The sequence below is a fragment of the Maledivibacter halophilus genome, assembly GCF_900167445.1.
Lineage (GTDB): Bacteria > Bacillota > Clostridia > Peptostreptococcales > Caminicellaceae > Maledivibacter > Maledivibacter halophilus.
Map to the genome: position 1 here is coordinate 204,729 of NZ_FUZT01000007.1, position 16,735 is coordinate 221,463.

Below are 16,735 nucleotides of genomic sequence, written 5' to 3' on the forward strand. Positions count from 1 at the left end.
TCTTTTTGCATTTCAGAAATTTAGACTCTTTACTCCATCAAAGGAATAATTTCTAACCAAAGTAAACCCATCGATTTCTATATCTGAGATTCCCATTGCAAAGTAATCATCCTTTGCTGTAGCATTTTCATAACTACCTGGATACAGTTCCAAAAGGTTTCAAACACAAGTGCATTGTTGTTTGATTTACCAATGACATAAGAAATAATGCTCTTATCTCCAATATCTAAAATGGCATTAAGGTATGCTTTTTTCCCATCACCATATTTGAATTCAGTAACATCAGTTAGCCATTTTTCATTGATGTTATTTGCATTAAAATCCCTTTTTAATATGTTTTCTAGCTGTTTCATTATAGCCCCTACCATTTTTTATGCATTCAACGATTTCAATTCGTTCTTCTATTGTTGTTGCTCTTCCTTTAGTCATGATTTGATTTCCCCTTGCTCCTGATGATCTTATCTCTTCATGACCATTATACTTTTTTGGATTTATATGAAAACAGAGGCATCAAGATTTTTTTATCTGAACACCTCTGAATTTTCTTTATTATTTTTATGAATATAGTTAATCATAACCATATAGCAAAATTATTGTATTTAAAAGTACCACTTCCATGGTTTAATTTATCATGGGCTTTTAGTTCAGAAAATGCTTTCTTCATATCTTGAAGGATAGAAGGCTTAACATTTAAATCATGGTGTGCGGGAAGCACCCTTTTTACCGGCAAACTTGCAACTCTCTCTATGGACGATAAATATGCTTCTGGGTCGGTTGATGGAAAATAAGCAAATAATGTTCCTTTGTAAACCAAATCGCCAGTAAAAAGATATTCCCGATCTTTTTCATAGAAGCACATATGACCCGGTGAATGTCCCGGTGTGTGCAGCACTTGTATAGTACGTCCTCCAATATTAATAACATCATTATCCTTCAAAACTCTTGTGGCAGTACCTTGAAAGAACCTGTAATCATCAATGTTAAAACTTTCTGGCAACTCACAGTCCTCAACAACAAAAGCTTTTATTTGTTCCATTGTTAATGGGAACTCACCTGCAAGCCAATTCACCTCATCTTCATGTACATAAAAATCCGGAAAATACTCATGTCCTCCAATATGATCCCAATGTACGTGAGTAGCAACAGCTATTATAGGTTTGTCCGTTAATTTAACAACTTCGTTATAAATATTCATAATACCAAGACCGGTATCAATTAGCAAACTAGAAGTTGTCCCATTTAGGAGATACGCATGAGATTCTTCCCAGTGTTTATACTCACTAATGATATAAGTATCTTTCTCAATTTGTTCAATGGTAAACCAATCACTCATAATTTTCCTCCTTATTACTATTGTTCTATATTAATTTGTTTTCTATCGCAAAAGCTAATTAATCTTATCACCATGTTAAGAATACATATAATCTTATTCTTGATTACATATAGTAAAACTGTCAATAAACCCACAAACCGTCTTAATATAAAGATCTATTTTAAGCAACAAGGCTAGATGTCCTCCATTTATATCGGTACAGATGACTGGATTTGGCATCATTTCAATCAATGCCCTATTTACTGCATCGCCAAATGTATGATCATCCTCAGAAAGTAAAAGAATAACCTTTTTATCCAAATAAGCTAAATCACTTCTTGTAATATTCATTTCATTGATAAGATCTGCCATCAAGGAACACATATGTCGTTCATGTCTATTGCTTAGCTTAGAAAACATAGACCTTGACAAGTCGAGCAGATACTGTTTTTCATCAGGAGTACATTGCTCAAAATGCTTCTCCATCCGCTTTAGGAATACACCTTTGAACAGTGACATAGGAATAAACCTTGTTAGCAAAATAGTTTTCCTCAGTCCCTTCATCCTATTCATCATTAGCTGTTTTGCGCCTTCATCCATGCCTTCATCAAGGCAGCCTGTGTTGGACAATATAAGCCCTTTCATTATTTCAGGGTGCCTTTTTGCAATGATCTGAGCGATTAGTCCGCCGTAGGATTGACCGACAAGAAATGCTTTCCCCAATCCCAAGCTCTTTACAAGAGCTGCGATTCCGTCTGAAAGCACGGAATTACGATCGGATTCTATTGGATAATCAAATGTCAATACAGTGTAATACTTTGCAAATTCCTTAAAATGATTATAAAAAGCATCAGAAATCCCAAGTCCTCCAACTAACAAAATCAAGACTTCTTTCCCTTTCCCCCCAAGCCTGTAATGAAACGTCAGCTCTCCAATCTTTTTGCTTTTCAAAGGATATTCCCTATTAAAGCGTTCAAATTCCATCTCAAAGTTCATAACAAACCCCCAATCTCTTTCAATAACTGTTTGGTATCTGTTTCCAGCAGCTTATCAAAACAATCAAATAATTCCTCAAAATAGTCCGTTTCACTTATCTCAATGTGTCGCATTCCATAAATCCCGAAAACAATAAAGCGGGCACGTGCTTCTGGATTTTTTACATGGAAATGACCTGCTTTGCATCCGTCCTGTATGAATACTCTCATTTTATCTGCTAAATAGTGATATCCTTTCATAGCAATCATATCATGAATATGTATGTTCTCGGCACTTTTTAGATTTTCCCTCAAAGGTTTCTTAATATGATTATAATTTTCTATCCAAATTTTAATCATCTTTTGAAAGCGTTCTTTTACAGAAAGTCTCTTATCTGCCAGAATATCTGCGATTTCCTTAATAAATGAATCGGTAAGTAATTCTAAACATGCGTCGAACAATTCTCTTTTTGAACTGAAATACCTATAGCAAAGGCCTTTGACTACACCAACTTCATTGGCTATATCAAGCATAGTTGTTTCAGAAAAACCTTTTTTTAGAAACAACCTTGCAGCGGCTTCCATAATTTCTTTTTTACGCTCTTCTGGTGATTTTGACACTCGCATATTTTTACTCCTTTTAATTATGATAAGTTATTTGTGCTATAGCATATTTGCTGTTTACAAATATATCCTATCATGCGAATGAACAAAAGTCAATGAACAATAGTCATTCGTTACTGTCAAGTAAACGAAAAAAGCCGACAAGATATTAAAATCCTATCAGCTTTGCTTTACTTACAAATTCATCTAAACCCTATTATTCTACTTAATTGACGTATGCTTATATCTGTTTCATTTGCAACTTAGTTTACTGTATTTACATCAAAAGCCAACACATCTGAAATAGATGCATAAGGTATTTCAAATTTTTGAGGTCCGGCCGCTCCATCTGCTAAAGCGTACTTAGGATAGAAAACCACTAATGAATCTTTTGAAAGATAAAAGTTATTTTGGTCAAAGTCTCGAATACTTTTGTAACCATCACTATTATAGGCATCCTCAAACATATAACAGCTACCGTATCCTGCTTGTTTGTTACTGTTAATTTCATTCATAATTTTTTTAGATACAAAGTCGTATATGATATTCATATAGTCGTCTTCACTAACCTTAAATATATCTTTTAGACTCAGTTTTCTTCCAGTATTTAAATCAAATGAATCCCCTTCTATACCAGCCCATCCTACACCACCAGCTCCACCATTTAAATCTGCTGATACTGAAATGATATTTCCAAACACAGCTTCAAGCTTGTAATCAGCACTTCTATACCAATTATCTTTCTCACCCTCTACTTTAATATTAACTTCTTTTAAACTGTCAATTGGAAGCTCGTTGTAGAAAAACTGTTCTTTACCAACAAAATATTTATTTATCTCAGGTATTCCATCGTAATTTCCATCTAGTCGTGGTAATTTTAATTTTAATTCTGCAAAACCTTTTGCGTCATTAAAATATTTTTTATCAATATCAAATGTTGAAAAGTTAATAGTTTTTTTGACAAGTTTAGGTTTAGAGTGAGTGGATAATGTAAATGATTGGTCTTTAATAACTTCCAGACCTTCTTTCTTAAGGTCGTCTAAATTTTCTTTAACTTCGGTTTTTGGTGATTGAGCTAAATTAGGAAAATCATTCCATACTTCATTTTTAGTTTTAATATTATTTTCTATATCCTTATATTTTAATTCAAATTCTAAATGGTCTCCATATACATGAGGAAAACTTATACTAATACCTAAAGAATCTTTAGTAAAATAACTATAGGTACCAGAATAATATTCACTATCATTGGAGTCAGCATAATTTAAATTCTTAAGCATCTCATCTATTGAAAGATTATCAAATTTTTCTTTTATAGCAATATCTAATTCCGGTGCTTCGGGACAACTTCGTGTGCACTTACTTTTTCTAATCTTTTTTATCAAAGCTTCGTTAATTTTAACAACATCCTTTAATCTTAACCTAACACCATTCTTTATATCAATATTGCTTGTATAATACTCATTATTTGGATGTGGGGCATCTTTATCATAGCCTACGCCATAGTATTCAATACTCAATAGATTAATACTCTTCCATTTGACATCATAATTAATTTCCAAACTGTAGTTTTCATATATATCTTCGTTAAAATTGCTTAATGCATCTTTCTTTATTATTTCATTAATCACTTTCTGCTTAGCTTTATCGCTTAAATTGCTGACTTGAGGATAGTTTATTTCAGTCTCTTTATTTGTAAATGTTGCCTTGTTTATTTCATAATTTATACCGTTTGGATTGTTTTTATCAATGTCATCGGACAAATTCTGCTGAATATTTGGGATATTAACAGCATTCATTTCTACAGCATTACATGATGTTAGTATTAGAGCTAACACCATCAATATAGTTATTACAGTACTTTTCTTCAACATATCATTCCATCCTTATCTTCAAACCCTCAGGTAAATAATGCCTATTAATAAACTGTGTTTATTGGGCACACAATAAGTAAGTTTAACAGGCAGATAAAAATCATCTGCCTGTTAAACTTTTTAATTATAACTTTATTAAATTCCTATCTATAAAATATACTAATCTAGGCTCTGGCTTTTTCTCTAGATATTTTCTGAACTGCCAGTAATGTTCCAATCATTAAAATAATGCCTATTGGCAATGCTATTACACTCTGTGTATAACCTGCGATAATGTATGTTACAAAGGAAACACATGCAACAGTTATAGCGTAAGGTAACTGAGTTGATACGTGATTAATATGGTTACACTGTGCTCCTGATGAAGCCATAATCGTAGTATCTGAAATAGGTGAACAATGATCACCACAAACAGCACCTGCGAGACAAGCTGAAATTCCTATAATAAGCATATCCTCAGATATAGTTCCCCCCAAGTTTACAACAATTGGAATAAGAATTCCGAAAGTTCCCCATGACGTTCCTGTAGCAAATGCAAGGAAGCAAGCAACTATAAAAATAATTGCAGGTAAAAGAATTTTAAAGCCTGCAGCACTTCCCTCTACAAGACCTGCTACATAAGGAGCAGCTCCTAATGCACCTGTCATTGATGACAATGTCCATGCAAAAGCTAAAATAAGAATTGGTGGAACCATTGCATTGAATCCTAAAGTAATACACTCCATAAAGTCATTAAATGACAATACCTTTCTTGCAACAATCCATATAAATATAAAAATTAATGATACCAAGGATCCAGTTGAAAGCCCAACTGAAGCATCTGAATTCGCGAAAGCCTCTATAAATGATGTGCCTGAAAAGAAACCACCTGTGTAAATCATGCCAATTACACAAAATATAATAAGAATAACTACAGGAAGCACCAAGTCCATAATTCCACCTTTGTTTGAACTTACTTCCGGAACTGCATTCTCGAATGGTCGATCATCAGTTGTGAATAAATCATTGTTTTCTTTAGCATTTTTTTCATGTTTCCGCATTGGACCATAATCGATACCAGTAACTATAATGAACAAAATCATTACTATGGTAAGTAGTGAATAAAAATTATATGGAATAGCTCTAATGAATAAGTCTAAACCATTGTAACCTTCTACAACACCTGATACAGCAGCCGCCCATGATGAAATGGGAGCAATCATGCATATTGGAGCAGCAGTAGCATCTATCAGATATGCTAATTTAGCTCTTGAAATATTGTGCCCATCTGTGACAGGCCTCATAACACTACCAACTGTCAGACAGTTAAAATAATCATCCACGAAGATTAAGCAGCCAAGACCAAAAGTGGCACCCATTGCACCTCTTCTTGTTTCAATTTTCTTCTTGGCCCATTCACCGTAAGCTTTTGAGCCACCAGCTTTGTTCATTACCGCTACTATAATCCCAAGCACAACGAGAAAAATAAGAATACCTACATTCCAAGAATCGGCCAAACTCGAAATAAATCCATCTTTAACCATTGTATTTAGCGCGTTAACTGGATTCCCATTTGCTACAAGTAAAGCCCCTACTACTATACCTATAAACAGTGAACTATAAACCTCTTTTGTAATCAATGCCAACCCAATAGCAATAATTGGTGGAAGCAATGCCCAAGCTGTTGAATATACAGCAGGAATCGTTTCTTCTGCTCCATCTGCGAATACTATGACAGTGAACAACATGCTGATTATCATAACTAATGTAGTCAAAATAAAAATGTGTTTTTTGTTAAAATTCATTTCCTCATCCTCCTTTTGATAAATATATATTGATATATTAATAAAATATGCTAATATCATACCATAATATAGAAAATTTATTCAAGCTATAATTGTTATATTTTTACTATAATAAAAAGTTATTAAAGAATAATGAAATAAAACTTTTACCATGTGTACCAGAATCTACATCTTTGCATATTTTTTAGAATGTCCAACCCTTTGTTGATATATATTTTATGAACATATTTTGTTGGTTTTCTAGTAAATATTTTTATTTGGTCCAGTAAAATACCTAAAGAACTAAAAATTCAACCTAAAAAAATAAGGAGCATAAAAGTAATTGAACTTTTATGCTCCTTTATCTATATTTAAAGTGGTTATTATTCGTGTCTAATAGCTTCAATGGGGTTAAGTTTTGCAGCCCTTGATGATGGATAAAGCCCTGCAAATACAGTAATAATGATGGAAAATAATATAGTGATTACACAGATAGACACTGGTGATATGAAAATATCTTTTAAAAACTCTATATCTTCTATGCCTTTTGATTTTAACATCATTATCGCTATAGTTTTAACTAGCTGAATATTTATTATTGAAAAGACAGTTCCTAAAATGCCTCCAAGAAATCCAATTGTTCCAGATTCTACAAGAAAAATTGATTTAATATCACTGCTTGAAGCTCCTACAGCTTTCATAACCCCTATTGATCTTGTCCTTTCATAAATTGCCATAAACATTGTGTTTATAACACCTAAAGAAGCAACTAAAAGAATAATAACACCGCCAATTGCCAAAAAGGTTTTTATAACAGTAAATACTACTTTTATAATCTCTGCAATACCTTCCATTGAGAAAGTATCGTACCCAAGTTCCTCTTTTATATAATCATTAATGGTTTTTACATCTTCTGCATTTTTAACATTAACAGACACATTCGAAGGACCGGTTTTTTCATATATATATTTATCGTTTCTATTTAAAAACTTATTAACTTCATCAGAAACCACTATACTTGTAAATAAACTTTCTGAAGAATCCACTTTACCATTCACAACACCCACAATTTCCACCTTTGTTATTAATGGATCTTCCTTAATTCCACTTTGACTTCTGTCGGATATAATATCAATTTCTTTTCCTAAGATTTCATCCGCCTTATTAAAACCAAGTTTTTTCATGAGAGATTCAGTCACTACAGCTTCATTGGACTGGGGATTTTTAATTAAATCTCCTCCAAGTAATAGTGGTAATTTTTCATCATTTTCTTTTTTCCTTGCCGATTGTAAAGTTAAATCTGAATAAATATTATAATTCATATCTATTCCGCTAAAGCCATTTATCTTAACCCTTTTTTCTCCAATCCTCAGTTCTTTAGCATCAGCACTAACTTCAACAACTATATCTTTTATTTCTTCCCTTTTTGCAATCTTTTCTAATACATCCTCCGTAATAACTTTATATTCAGATTTTAAATTAATATCATCATCTGCATCTAAGGTGGATTCATCACCTTCTTTTGGTTTTTCATAATCCTTTGGTAATAATGAGATTTTATTTACAGTATTAAATTCTTCTAAAGAATTAATAATTAAATTTTCAACACCTTTTCCTAGGGATAACATAGTTATAATTAGCATAACACCAATTGAAACTGCAAATGCCGTCAAAAAAGTTCTTGCTCTTCTTTTACGTAAATTTGAAAATGCCATTATTATATACTCTTTAATTTTCATTTTTGCTTACCTTCTCTATCTTTCCATCCTTTATTGTTATTACTTGGTTTGCTTTTTTTGCTTGTTCAACATTATGAGTAACCATTATTACGGTATAACCTTTATTATTTAAATCCTTTAATAGCTCCATTATTTGCGTCCCTGAATTAGAATCTAAATTTCCTGTAGGTTCATCTGCAAATATAATTTTAGGATTATTCACAAGGGCCCGTGCAATAGCTACACGCTGCCTTTGCCCTCCTGATAGCTCAGTTGGTTTATTATTCAATTTATTTAACAACCCAACCATTTCTAATGATCTTTTTGCCATTTCTATTCTTTTACTTTTAGAAACTCCAGAAAAAATCAAAGGCATCATTACATTTTCCAGAGAACTTTGAGTTGGTTCAAGATTAAAATTTTGAAAAATAAACCCTGTATGTTGGCTTCTATATTTAGCCATTCTTTTGTCTTTAAATTGGCTTATATCATTGCCTTCAATTAAAACATTTCCTTTGGTTGGTTTATCTAATCCACCCATGATATGCATCAGTGTTGATTTTCCAGACCCAGAAGGACCAACAATCGCTACAAAATCACCTAAATTGATATTTAAATCAATATCATTTAAAGCATAGAACTCTTCTTTACCCATTTGATAAATTTTACTAATATGCTTAAGTTCTATCATTTTATTTATTCCTTTCATTAATCATTTTAAAAAACATTTCTTCTGTTATATAGTAAAATGAACAATATTACTGGCAATACCAAAGCAAATAGCAAAGGCTTTATCTGGAAGCTATTTTGTATAGCCAACATAGTCACATTGATTGCAGTAATTGGAAAATATAAATACATTCCAATTCTATTTTTACTCAAAATAAGAATTAATCCCAAAATGGCAAGGATTGATAAACAAATTGTTATCATTACTTGTTGGTTTGAAATAGCGTTCATAATATTACTTTGACCTATTTTTTCTAACCATAAACCAATATCTTCTTTTTTTAGTAATACGACTACTGCTAATGACAATTGAAAAAACTTACTAATTAATTCAAGAATACATATTGCTGTAACTCCAGCACCTAATTTTTTATGATTTGTAGTCATCTTAAAATTCCTTTCTTTTTTTTGATTTACTTGGAACTCTCTATAGATATTCCAGTAAAACATTAATTTATACACATCAAAACTCCTTAGAAACACTGGATATTTTGATATGTATAAATTAAGTTTTACTATGGGAAATCTATATAGGTATTCGCTTTTGGAATTTAAATTTGATAATTTGTTAATAATATGGTAAACTAATCAAAAAATAATTTGCAAACCAACTAGCTCATACCTTTAAATATATAATATAATCAGATGCTGTAATTAGACTTATCTGATTCTTACAATAACCTTTCACTTTTAATTTGGCTTACATTAAAATATTAAAATATTATTTTAAATGGAGGTTTATATGAATTTATTAATTGTAGAAGATGAAGCAGATTTAAGAGAACTCTTAAAATATCATTTAGAAAAAGTAAATTTTAAAATATTCGAGGCTGAAGATGGTGAAAAAGCCTTAAACATTATAAATAAAGAAAAGATTAATTTAGCAATACTTGATATCATGATGCCAAATATGGATGGCATTACTCTTTTAAAGCAAATTCGAAAGAATTCCTTTATTCCAGTTATCTTTCTGACTTCAAAAATGAATGATCTAGATAAAATAAAAGCTTTTGAAAATGGTGCAGATGATTATATAATAAAACCCTTTAATCCATCAGACTTAATATTAAGAGTTAATTCAAACTTAAGAAGATATTATGATTATACTAATAATAACTCAAAGGATATTTTAACTCTTGGAGCTCTTAAGCTTGATCTTACTAGATGTCTATGTATTAAGAACAATAATGAAATTTATCTAAAGAACAAAGAATTCAAAATTTTAGAAATGCTAATGAAATCTCCTGGTAGAGTTTTTACAACAAAACAAATATATGAAAATGTATGGGGTGATTGCTATTTAAATGATTCAAATCCTGTTATGGTACAAATAAGTAGAATTAGAGAAAAAATTGAAGATGATCCTAAAAATCCTCAATATTTAAAAACAATTCGTGGGCTTGGATATAAAATGGAGTGATTAAATGAAAAACAGTAAAATAAAAAATATGCTTTTAAGAAATTATTTATTCTCTTATATTATTATAATTCCATCATTCTTTACTTCTATAATTATTATCTTATTAACTACTAAAATCATTAGGGAAGATACTTATAAGATTTTAGGTTTATTCGAAGTTAACATTGGAAGTGTTTTTTTAACTATTGTAATTATAACATTTTTAATTAATGGATTTATTTTGTTTTTTTATGCTAAATACACATCAAATAAATTTATTCTCCCAATAGAACATATTGTCCATGTAATAAATACTTTTAATAACGATGATAAGACTATTAGAATGAAAAATACAACAAATAATGAATTTTCAATTATAACCACAACCTTTAATAATATGGCTGATAAAATTCAAGAAAGCGAACTCAAAAAAGATCAATTATTAGAAGATAAACGACAATTAATGGGAGATATTGTCCATGATTTGAAAACTCCTATCAGTAGTATAAAAGGGTATTCTGAAATTCTTATAAATGATGATTTAGATGAAAACCAAAAAATAAATTATCTTAATATTATTTATAAAAGCTCCTTAAGATTAAATGAATTGATAGAAGATTTAAATCAATATTCAAACTTAAATATAAATGAAAAAATATATTCAAAGGAAAAAAGAGATATTGTTAGCTGGTTTCGAGAGCTGGTAATAGAATATTATGATATATTTATAACCAATAAATTTATTTTAGATATAGAAATTCCTGATATCAGTGTTAATTTTCAGTTTGATCCAAGGCTTTTAAAAAGAGCAATTTTTAATATATTTGAAAATATTATTAAATATAATCCTCCTAATACAAATGTTAAAATTAAGTTTTCTGTATCTGATGATAACATAGTAATCAACATAAAAGATGACGGAATTGGAATTTCACCTGAATATAAGACGAAAATTTTTCAGCCATTTTTTAGTATCGATAAATCTCGTAATTCAAAATCAAAAGGTAGTGGTTTAGGTTTAGCTATTACTAGTAAAATAATAAAACATCATAAGGGTAAGATTTTTTTAGAAGATACAAATACCAAGGGCACTTCTTTTATAATAATACTTCCTTTATAAAACACAGATAATAAAATACAGGAACGCTTTATAAAACGTCCCTCCAGTCTTATACATTTAAAGCATGTAAAAATTTATAGAATCCAATATTCTCAAAAAACTCCCTTTCATACAATGATGGTATTGCTTTTTTTGTAATGGCTTCAACAAGTTTTTTATTAAATGGTATCTTTAAAACAATTTCTAAATTCTCTTTATTACAATAATCTTCAATTTTCTTTAACTCATCCTCAGATATATCATATTTATTTATTACAATATATTCTGACAATCTAAATCGTTTTACCATTTCATGAACCTTCTTTAAATCATGAAGTCCAGATAAAGTTGGCTCTATAACAATAATCACCTGGTTTACTCCTGTCAAGGATGCTATTACATTGCAAGCTATTCCAGGGGAACCATCTATAATTATATTTTTCATTTTCTTCTCAGTGGCAATTTTTTTAGCTTTTTTTCTAACCTCAGCAACTAGCTTTCCTGAAGTTTCTTCTCCTGGAATTAATCTAGCATGAACCATATCTCCATATTCTGTATTAGATACAAATATCTTTCCCACAACGGAATCCTTCATTTCTACAGCGTTTACAGGACAGACATACTCGCAAACTCCACAGCCCTCACATTTAGTTGTATCTATTATGATTTCTTTAGCTATTGCATTAAATTTACATCTTTTGTGACACTTTCCACAGTTGATACAAATATCTTTATTAATTACTGCTCTTTGTAAGCCTACAAAATCTTGCTTATGTTTTATCTTGTCACCAAATAGAATATTAAGATCTGGGGCATCAACATCACAATCGGCAATAACTAAATCCTTTAAAAAAGGTACTATTGAAGAAACCAAAGTAGTCTTTCCTGTACCACCTTTACCCGATATGACTACAATCTCATTTATATCCATATTTAAACTTTTCCTTTCTTTAAAAAAGATTATATTATTTTATCTTCTTTAAAATAGTTTCAATTTTTTCTTTATATACCTTAAGTTCATAACTTAAAATATTACCCGAAGCATATAATTTTGCTATTTCTTTATCAAAGGGTACCTCCTGTAAAATTTCTATATTCTCCTCATCGCAGTACTCATAGATTTCATTATCTCCGAGTCCTGCTTTATTAACTACCACTCCGAAAGGAATATTCATATTTCTTAGCATTTCTACTACCATCTTCATATCACTTACTCCAAATGGTGTAGGTTCAGATACTACTATTGCATAATCTACACCCGTGGCAGCAGCAACAGTTGAACAAGATGTTCCAGGTGGAGCATCAATTATAACCATTTCTTCGTCTTTAACTAATTCCTTTAATTCCTCAATAATTTTTACTCCCGATACTTCTCCAACATTTAAATCTCCGTATTTCATCTTTACACCATATTTAGAAACTCCAGAATATATATTTCCTATTTCCCTTTTTATATATTTTATTGCATGGGCAGGACATACCAGCTCACAGCCTCCACAATCATGGCACATTTCTTTAAATATCAGAACTTTATTTCTCGCAGGTAATATAGCATTATACCTACAGAAGTCACCACATTTTCCACATAATATGCATTTATCCATATCTACATCAGGGTAATCCTTTGTAACTGGAATAGTATCCTCTATCTTTGGATTTAAAAAAACATGACTATTGGGTTCTTCTACATCAGTATCTATCAATACAGCATTTTTGATATTTACAGCTAAGTTTGTGGATATTGTAGTCTTTCCAGTTCCACCTTTTCCGCTTAAAACTACAATCTTCATATATTTTTCTCCTTTAATCTTATTATGCTCTTCTCAATCCGCCTTTTCCTTTTATTTCATCCATCTTTAATTCTTTTAAATCTCCATTTTTATATTTTTCTATTGCTTCTTCTACAGTTTTACTTTCCCCTAGGCTGTATACTTTTATTTCAAATGCTTTAAATGCATCTACAGCTTTAGGTCCCAATTGCGGAACAATTGCAACTTCAACGTTATTATCATATAGGTTTTTAACTGCTTGTCCGCCAGCTCCAACCCCTTCATTTTTAGCACTATTTTCAATTGTTTTTACATCCTTTGTTTCCACATCATATATTACAAATTTATCTGCCCTTCCAAATCTTTCATCAACCAATGCCTTTAATCCTTCATTCTTTGAACAAACTGCTATTTTCATACTTTAACCCTCCTCATTTTAATTTACTATTAACCCTAATGATTACAGGGGCAAAATTCGCCCCCGTTTTTAATAATTATTGAATTTTTGATAAGTAAAATCTTAATGATCATGGTGATGATCACAAGCAGAACCCTTTGAGCATAATTCTCCTCCCAAATATTCATTTAAGTTGTCTTCAATCCTTCCTGTAGCTCCAAGTATAACCTCAACACCCTGATTTTTAAATAAATCAACTGCCATTTGTCCCATTCCGCCAGTAATAATAGTTGTAGCTCCATATTTTCCTAGGAACTTAGGTAATACTCCTGGTTCGTGTTTTGGAGCATCTAAATATTCCTTAGATACAATCTCATTATCTTTCACATTATAAATTGCAAATTTTTTACAATGTCCAAAATGCTCCTCTACATTTTCTCCATCATTTGTTGGGAAAGCTATTTTTAGCTCTGCAGATAAATTATTTTTCATAAATATTCTCTCCTTTTTATATTACATTATTTAAATTATTAATAAAGATAAGCAACTTTGAAAATTAATAAATTGAAAATCCTTTATAAATTAAAAATATTAAACTATAGCAAAAATACTTCTTCTAAAATTTTATCAAAAAATTAAAGGTATAAAGTCCTACTTTATTTCATTTTAAGCATATACATTTTTCATTATAATTATACTCCGTTATTGGCATATGTCAATAACTATTTAGAAAAGCATTTCTATCACCTTTTGATTAACATTTAACTATTTTTTTCTAAAACCGCAAAAGAACAGGGTTTGATCGGTATAATCAAATCCTGTCTTCTATTTATAACATGTCTACTTTTTCTAGGTACCCACTGCAAAAATTGGAAGCTCGTTGTAGAAAAACTGTTCTTTACCAACAAAATATTTATTTATCTCAAGTATTCCATCATAATTTCCATCTAGTCGTGGTAATTTTAATTCTGCAAAACCTTTTGCGTCATTAAAATATTTTTTATCAATATCAAATGTTCCATATATCTAATTGATATGATCTCCCTCCTTGTGATAACTCCTTGAATTAATATCTCAAACAGGGATAATAGATTTACCGCTATTTTAGATAGTAGGTAATTAAAGTGGTGTTTTGGCTTTAATTTTATAGTTATTCATCAAGCATAATTGAAACAAGTTCATATTCTTTTTGACTCTCCTGTACTTTCTTTTCTTTAAAAGGGAAAATCTTATCAAATTCTTCTATTTTCTCTATTCAATTATGCCAAGTAATAATTATGAAATATTCTTAACTTACAACAAAATCATAAAATTTATATTTATAATTTCTATTCTCGTGTTTTTATTGAATCTTTATATAAATACTTGTTATAATTATAATGAATGTATATTTTTTAACTATTGAATTTTTTTACAATCAATGACATTATATTTCTTAAATAAAACAGGAAATATCTAAGGAGGATATTTTAAATGAAAAAGGGAAATAGATATTCAATAGGTGAAGTGGAAGAAATTTGTAATGTTCCTAAGAAAACATTACGATATTATGATGATATTAAATTGGTTGTACCTGAATTTAGAGATGAAGATAGTAAATATAGGTATTATAGCAAAGATCAAATGGTAACACTATGTATAATTCGTAAGTTAAGAATGTATGGATTTAAGCTTAAAAAGATTAAGGAAATCATAGATGATAATAGCACTGAAACGTTAAGAAAAAATATTGAGCATAAATTATTAGAGATATCTGAAAAAATAAAAACCCTTCAAAATAGCTACTACGATGGTCACACTTTTTTAAAACGGCTTAAAGAGGGAGCTGATTTGACATCTTACTGTTCTAATGAAAACGTTGTAGACAATAGACAAACTGTACAGATAGAAGAAATACCTGAAATGCACTTGGTATATACTAAAAAAGTTATGAAGAAGTATTCAAACTCAGAAGTCTCTATAAAGAGATGGGTAGAAATTGTTAATTTATGTAATAAACTACACTTAAAGAGTAAGGGATTAATTATAGTTACATATCATTCAAACCCACTTGAACAGTTTTTATTTATGGACTCAGAAATTGAATTTGGCATGTTAATTGATTCCCCAGTAGATAGTAATACTAATGCATACAATTATAGAAAATTTGGAGGCTTCACTGCCGCTACTACTACTCACATAGGTAATTATTCTAACATTATTAATACACATATTAAGCTTATACAATGGATCAATAAAAATGGATATAAAATTTCTGGTAATGTCTCAGAAGAATTTATTATATCTCCACTTGATGTTAATAATGTAGACGAGCATATTACCAAAGTAATAATTCCAGTAGTTAAGATGGATAAATCTAAATCATAAATAAATAGGAAACTCTTTTAGAGTTCCCTATTTATTTATGATTATTAATATATTTTAATATGCTTCATATACAAACTGTACTACAGTTGATAATGGTGGATCAGGTAGTACATCTATAGAACTTGGGAATGGTGGATTCTCAGGAACTTCAATAATCTTGAAGGAACGAACCTCTATTAAAGCACGTTTTCCATCTATCTCCTTAATTCTAGCAATATACTCCATATAATCTCCTGCAAATGAAGGAACATATAAACGAACCTTTTTTACTTCTACACAATGACCTGTATTACCAAATACCTTTGCCATAAGACGGTTAGCTGCATCATTCATAAGTGTAATATTTCTTGCACCATTTACAACTCCACCACCATAAAACACATCACGATCTGACATTCTATAACGGTATGTTACTGTCTGTTGTTCATTCATAAGACATTCTCCTTTATTGTTTAATTTTCAACTCTACTAATCATCAATCTATTCTGGAAAATCTTCTAGCGGACGCCATGGATCTTTTACTAATCCGTCTGGCTGAGCTCCACGTTGTAAATGCTTCTTAACTACTAGACGTACATATCCTTCTGTACAAAGTACAGGCTCATTAAACCAAACCATATCTCCTGGTTTACAGTCTTCCTTACTTTCACGGAAAGCTGGTGTAGCAAGCTTGAAAACTTCTATCTTACAATCACGAGATGAATTTCCTACATGAGTAAGAGTTGCTTTAA

Annotated in this window: 17 protein-coding genes and 2 pseudogenes; 3 read left to right on the forward strand and 16 right to left on the reverse strand. The window is 30.3% G+C overall.

Features of this window, described 5'->3' with window-relative positions:
- Positions 1 to 12 precede the first annotated feature (12 nt).
- The 10 genes and pseudogenes from B5X81_RS28815 to B5X81_RS14825 all read right to left on the reverse strand — a co-directional run bounded on the left by B5X81_RS28815 (position 13) and on the right by B5X81_RS14825 (position 9,435).
- Positions 13 to 96, reverse strand: a complete 84-nt coding sequence (locus B5X81_RS28815) for a DUF3737 family protein (protein ID WP_244282120.1) — start codon at positions 94 to 96, stop codon at positions 13 to 15.
- Between the two features lie 44 nt (positions 97 to 140).
- Positions 141 to 341, reverse strand: a pseudogene (locus B5X81_RS28155) (IS3-like element ISEnfa5 family transposase); the annotation flags it as partial.
- Positions 342 to 571: 230 nt separating this feature from the next.
- Positions 572 to 1,333 carry an MBL fold metallo-hydrolase gene (locus B5X81_RS14790; protein ID WP_079492756.1) on the reverse strand — a complete coding sequence of 254 codons (762 nt, stop codon included), beginning with the start codon at positions 1,331 to 1,333 and terminating at the stop codon, positions 572 to 574.
- Positions 1,334 to 1,426: 93 nt separating this feature from the next.
- Complete coding sequence (locus B5X81_RS14795) at positions 1,427 to 2,308, reverse strand: alpha/beta hydrolase (RefSeq protein WP_079492758.1); 882 nt, start codon at positions 2,306 to 2,308, stop codon at positions 1,427 to 1,429.
- A complete protein-coding gene (locus tag B5X81_RS14800; protein WP_079492759.1) occupies positions 2,305 to 2,913 on the reverse strand; it encodes a TetR/AcrR family transcriptional regulator in 609 nt (202 codons plus the stop codon). The genes B5X81_RS14795 and B5X81_RS14800 overlap by 4 nt, the downstream gene beginning before the upstream one ends.
- A gap of 239 nt (positions 2,914 to 3,152) precedes the next feature.
- Entirely contained in the window at positions 3,153 to 4,763 is a 1,611-nt protein-coding gene (locus tag B5X81_RS14805; protein WP_079492761.1) for a DUF3298 and DUF4163 domain-containing protein, read from the reverse strand.
- A 164-nt stretch (positions 4,764 to 4,927) separates the two neighbouring features.
- Positions 4,928 to 6,490 (reverse strand): Na+/H+ antiporter NhaC family protein, encoded by a 1,563-nt coding sequence (locus tag B5X81_RS14810; protein WP_330397394.1) that lies wholly within the window; start codon positions 6,488 to 6,490, stop codon positions 4,928 to 4,930.
- 419 nt (positions 6,491 to 6,909) lie between these two features.
- Positions 6,910 to 8,265, reverse strand: coding sequence for an ABC transporter permease (locus tag B5X81_RS14815; protein ID WP_079492764.1), 1,356 nt, complete (start codon positions 8,263 to 8,265; stop codon positions 6,910 to 6,912).
- Entirely contained in the window at positions 8,255 to 8,953 is a 699-nt protein-coding gene (locus B5X81_RS14820; protein ID WP_330397395.1) for an ABC transporter ATP-binding protein, read from the reverse strand. The genes B5X81_RS14815 and B5X81_RS14820 overlap by 11 nt, the downstream gene beginning before the upstream one ends.
- Positions 8,954 to 8,961: 8 nt before the next feature.
- On the reverse strand, positions 8,962 to 9,435 hold the full coding sequence (locus tag B5X81_RS14825; protein ID WP_079492767.1) for a hypothetical protein: 474 nt from the start codon (positions 9,433 to 9,435) through the stop codon (positions 8,962 to 8,964).
- Positions 9,436 to 9,715: 280 nt separating this feature from the next.
- On the opposite strand from B5X81_RS14825, the gene B5X81_RS14830 reads away from it, so the two are divergent.
- Together B5X81_RS14830 and B5X81_RS14835 are read left to right on the forward strand one after the other, a co-directional pair.
- Entirely contained in the window at positions 9,716 to 10,393 is a 678-nt protein-coding gene (locus tag B5X81_RS14830; protein WP_079492768.1) for a response regulator transcription factor, read from the forward strand.
- 4 nt (positions 10,394 to 10,397) lie between these two features.
- The gene (locus tag B5X81_RS14835; RefSeq protein WP_079492770.1) at positions 10,398 to 11,492 is read left to right on the forward strand and encodes a HAMP domain-containing sensor histidine kinase; all 1,095 of its coding nucleotides are present in this window, start codon (positions 10,398 to 10,400) and stop codon (positions 11,490 to 11,492) included.
- Positions 11,493 to 11,541: 49 nt separating this feature from the next.
- On the opposite strand, the gene B5X81_RS14840 is transcribed toward B5X81_RS14835, so the two are convergent.
- From B5X81_RS14840 to B5X81_RS14855, 4 genes are all read right to left on the reverse strand, one after another.
- Complete coding sequence (locus B5X81_RS14840; RefSeq protein ID WP_079492771.1) at positions 11,542 to 12,402, reverse strand: ATP-binding protein; 861 nt, start codon at positions 12,400 to 12,402, stop codon at positions 11,542 to 11,544.
- Between the two features lie 34 nt (positions 12,403 to 12,436).
- On the reverse strand, positions 12,437 to 13,261 hold the full coding sequence (locus B5X81_RS14845) for an ATP-binding protein (protein ID WP_079492773.1): 825 nt from the start codon (positions 13,259 to 13,261) through the stop codon (positions 12,437 to 12,439).
- 22 nt (positions 13,262 to 13,283) lie between these two features.
- Positions 13,284 to 13,658, reverse strand: a complete 375-nt coding sequence (locus B5X81_RS14850; protein ID WP_079492775.1) for a NifB/NifX family molybdenum-iron cluster-binding protein — start codon at positions 13,656 to 13,658, stop codon at positions 13,284 to 13,286.
- A gap of 102 nt (positions 13,659 to 13,760) precedes the next feature.
- Positions 13,761 to 14,129, reverse strand: coding sequence for a NifB/NifX family molybdenum-iron cluster-binding protein (locus B5X81_RS14855; protein WP_079492776.1), 369 nt, complete (start codon positions 14,127 to 14,129; stop codon positions 13,761 to 13,763).
- A gap of 981 nt (positions 14,130 to 15,110) precedes the next feature.
- On the opposite strand from B5X81_RS14855, the gene B5X81_RS14860 reads away from it, so the two are divergent.
- Positions 15,111 to 16,004: a MerR family transcriptional regulator gene (locus B5X81_RS14860; protein WP_079492778.1), complete on the forward strand. Its 894-nt coding sequence runs from the start codon at positions 15,111 to 15,113 to the stop codon at positions 16,002 to 16,004.
- 54 nt (positions 16,005 to 16,058) lie between these two features.
- Here B5X81_RS14860 and B5X81_RS14865 read toward each other — a convergent pair whose 3' ends face one another.
- Both B5X81_RS14865 and B5X81_RS14870 read right to left on the reverse strand, forming a co-directional pair.
- On the reverse strand, positions 16,059 to 16,436 hold the full coding sequence (locus tag B5X81_RS14865) for a hotdog fold domain-containing protein (protein WP_079492779.1): 378 nt from the start codon (positions 16,434 to 16,436) through the stop codon (positions 16,059 to 16,061).
- 48 nt (positions 16,437 to 16,484) lie between these two features.
- A pseudogene (locus tag B5X81_RS14870) lies at positions 16,485 to 16,735 on the reverse strand (beta-alanyl-CoA:ammonia lyase); the annotation flags it as partial.

Coding starts and splice junctions, on each gene's coding strand:
- B5X81_RS14810 (WP_330397394.1), bottom strand. CDS start 6,490: ATGTTGTTCACTGTCATAGTATTCGCAGATGGAGCAGAAGAAACGATT.
- B5X81_RS14805 (WP_079492761.1), bottom strand. CDS start 4,763: ATGTTGAAGAAAAGTACTGTAATAACTATATTGATGGTGTTAGCTCTA.
- B5X81_RS14835 (WP_079492770.1), top strand. CDS start 10,398: ATGAAAAACAGTAAAATAAAAAATATGCTTTTAAGAAATTATTTATTC.
- B5X81_RS14860 (WP_079492778.1), top strand. CDS start 15,111: ATGAAAAAGGGAAATAGATATTCAATAGGTGAAGTGGAAGAAATTTGT.
- B5X81_RS14815 (WP_079492764.1), bottom strand. CDS start 8,265: ATGAAAATTAAAGAGTATATAATAATGGCATTTTCAAATTTACGTAAA.
- B5X81_RS14840 (WP_079492771.1), bottom strand. CDS start 12,402: ATGGATATAAATGAGATTGTAGTCATATCGGGTAAAGGTGGTACAGGA.
- B5X81_RS28815 (WP_244282120.1), bottom strand. CDS start 96: ATGGGAATCTCAGATATAGAAATCGATGGGTTTACTTTGGTTAGAAAT.
- B5X81_RS14845 (WP_079492773.1), bottom strand. CDS start 13,261: ATGAAGATTGTAGTTTTAAGCGGAAAAGGTGGAACTGGAAAGACTACA.
- B5X81_RS14865 (WP_079492779.1), bottom strand. CDS start 16,436: ATGAATGAACAACAGACAGTAACATACCGTTATAGAATGTCAGATCGT.
- B5X81_RS14830 (WP_079492768.1), top strand. CDS start 9,716: ATGAATTTATTAATTGTAGAAGATGAAGCAGATTTAAGAGAACTCTTA.
- B5X81_RS14790 (WP_079492756.1), bottom strand. CDS start 1,333: ATGAGTGATTGGTTTACCATTGAACAAATTGAGAAAGATACTTATATC.
- B5X81_RS14855 (WP_079492776.1), bottom strand. CDS start 14,129: ATGAAAAATAATTTATCTGCAGAGCTAAAAATAGCTTTCCCAACAAAT.
- B5X81_RS14800 (WP_079492759.1), bottom strand. CDS start 2,913: ATGCGAGTGTCAAAATCACCAGAAGAGCGTAAAAAAGAAATTATGGAA.
- B5X81_RS14795 (WP_079492758.1), bottom strand. CDS start 2,308: ATGAACTTTGAGATGGAATTTGAACGCTTTAATAGGGAATATCCTTTG.
- B5X81_RS14850 (WP_079492775.1), bottom strand. CDS start 13,658: ATGAAAATAGCAGTTTGTTCAAAGAATGAAGGATTAAAGGCATTGGTT.
- B5X81_RS14820 (WP_330397395.1), bottom strand. CDS start 8,953: ATGAAAGGAATAAATAAAATGATAGAACTTAAGCATATTAGTAAAATT.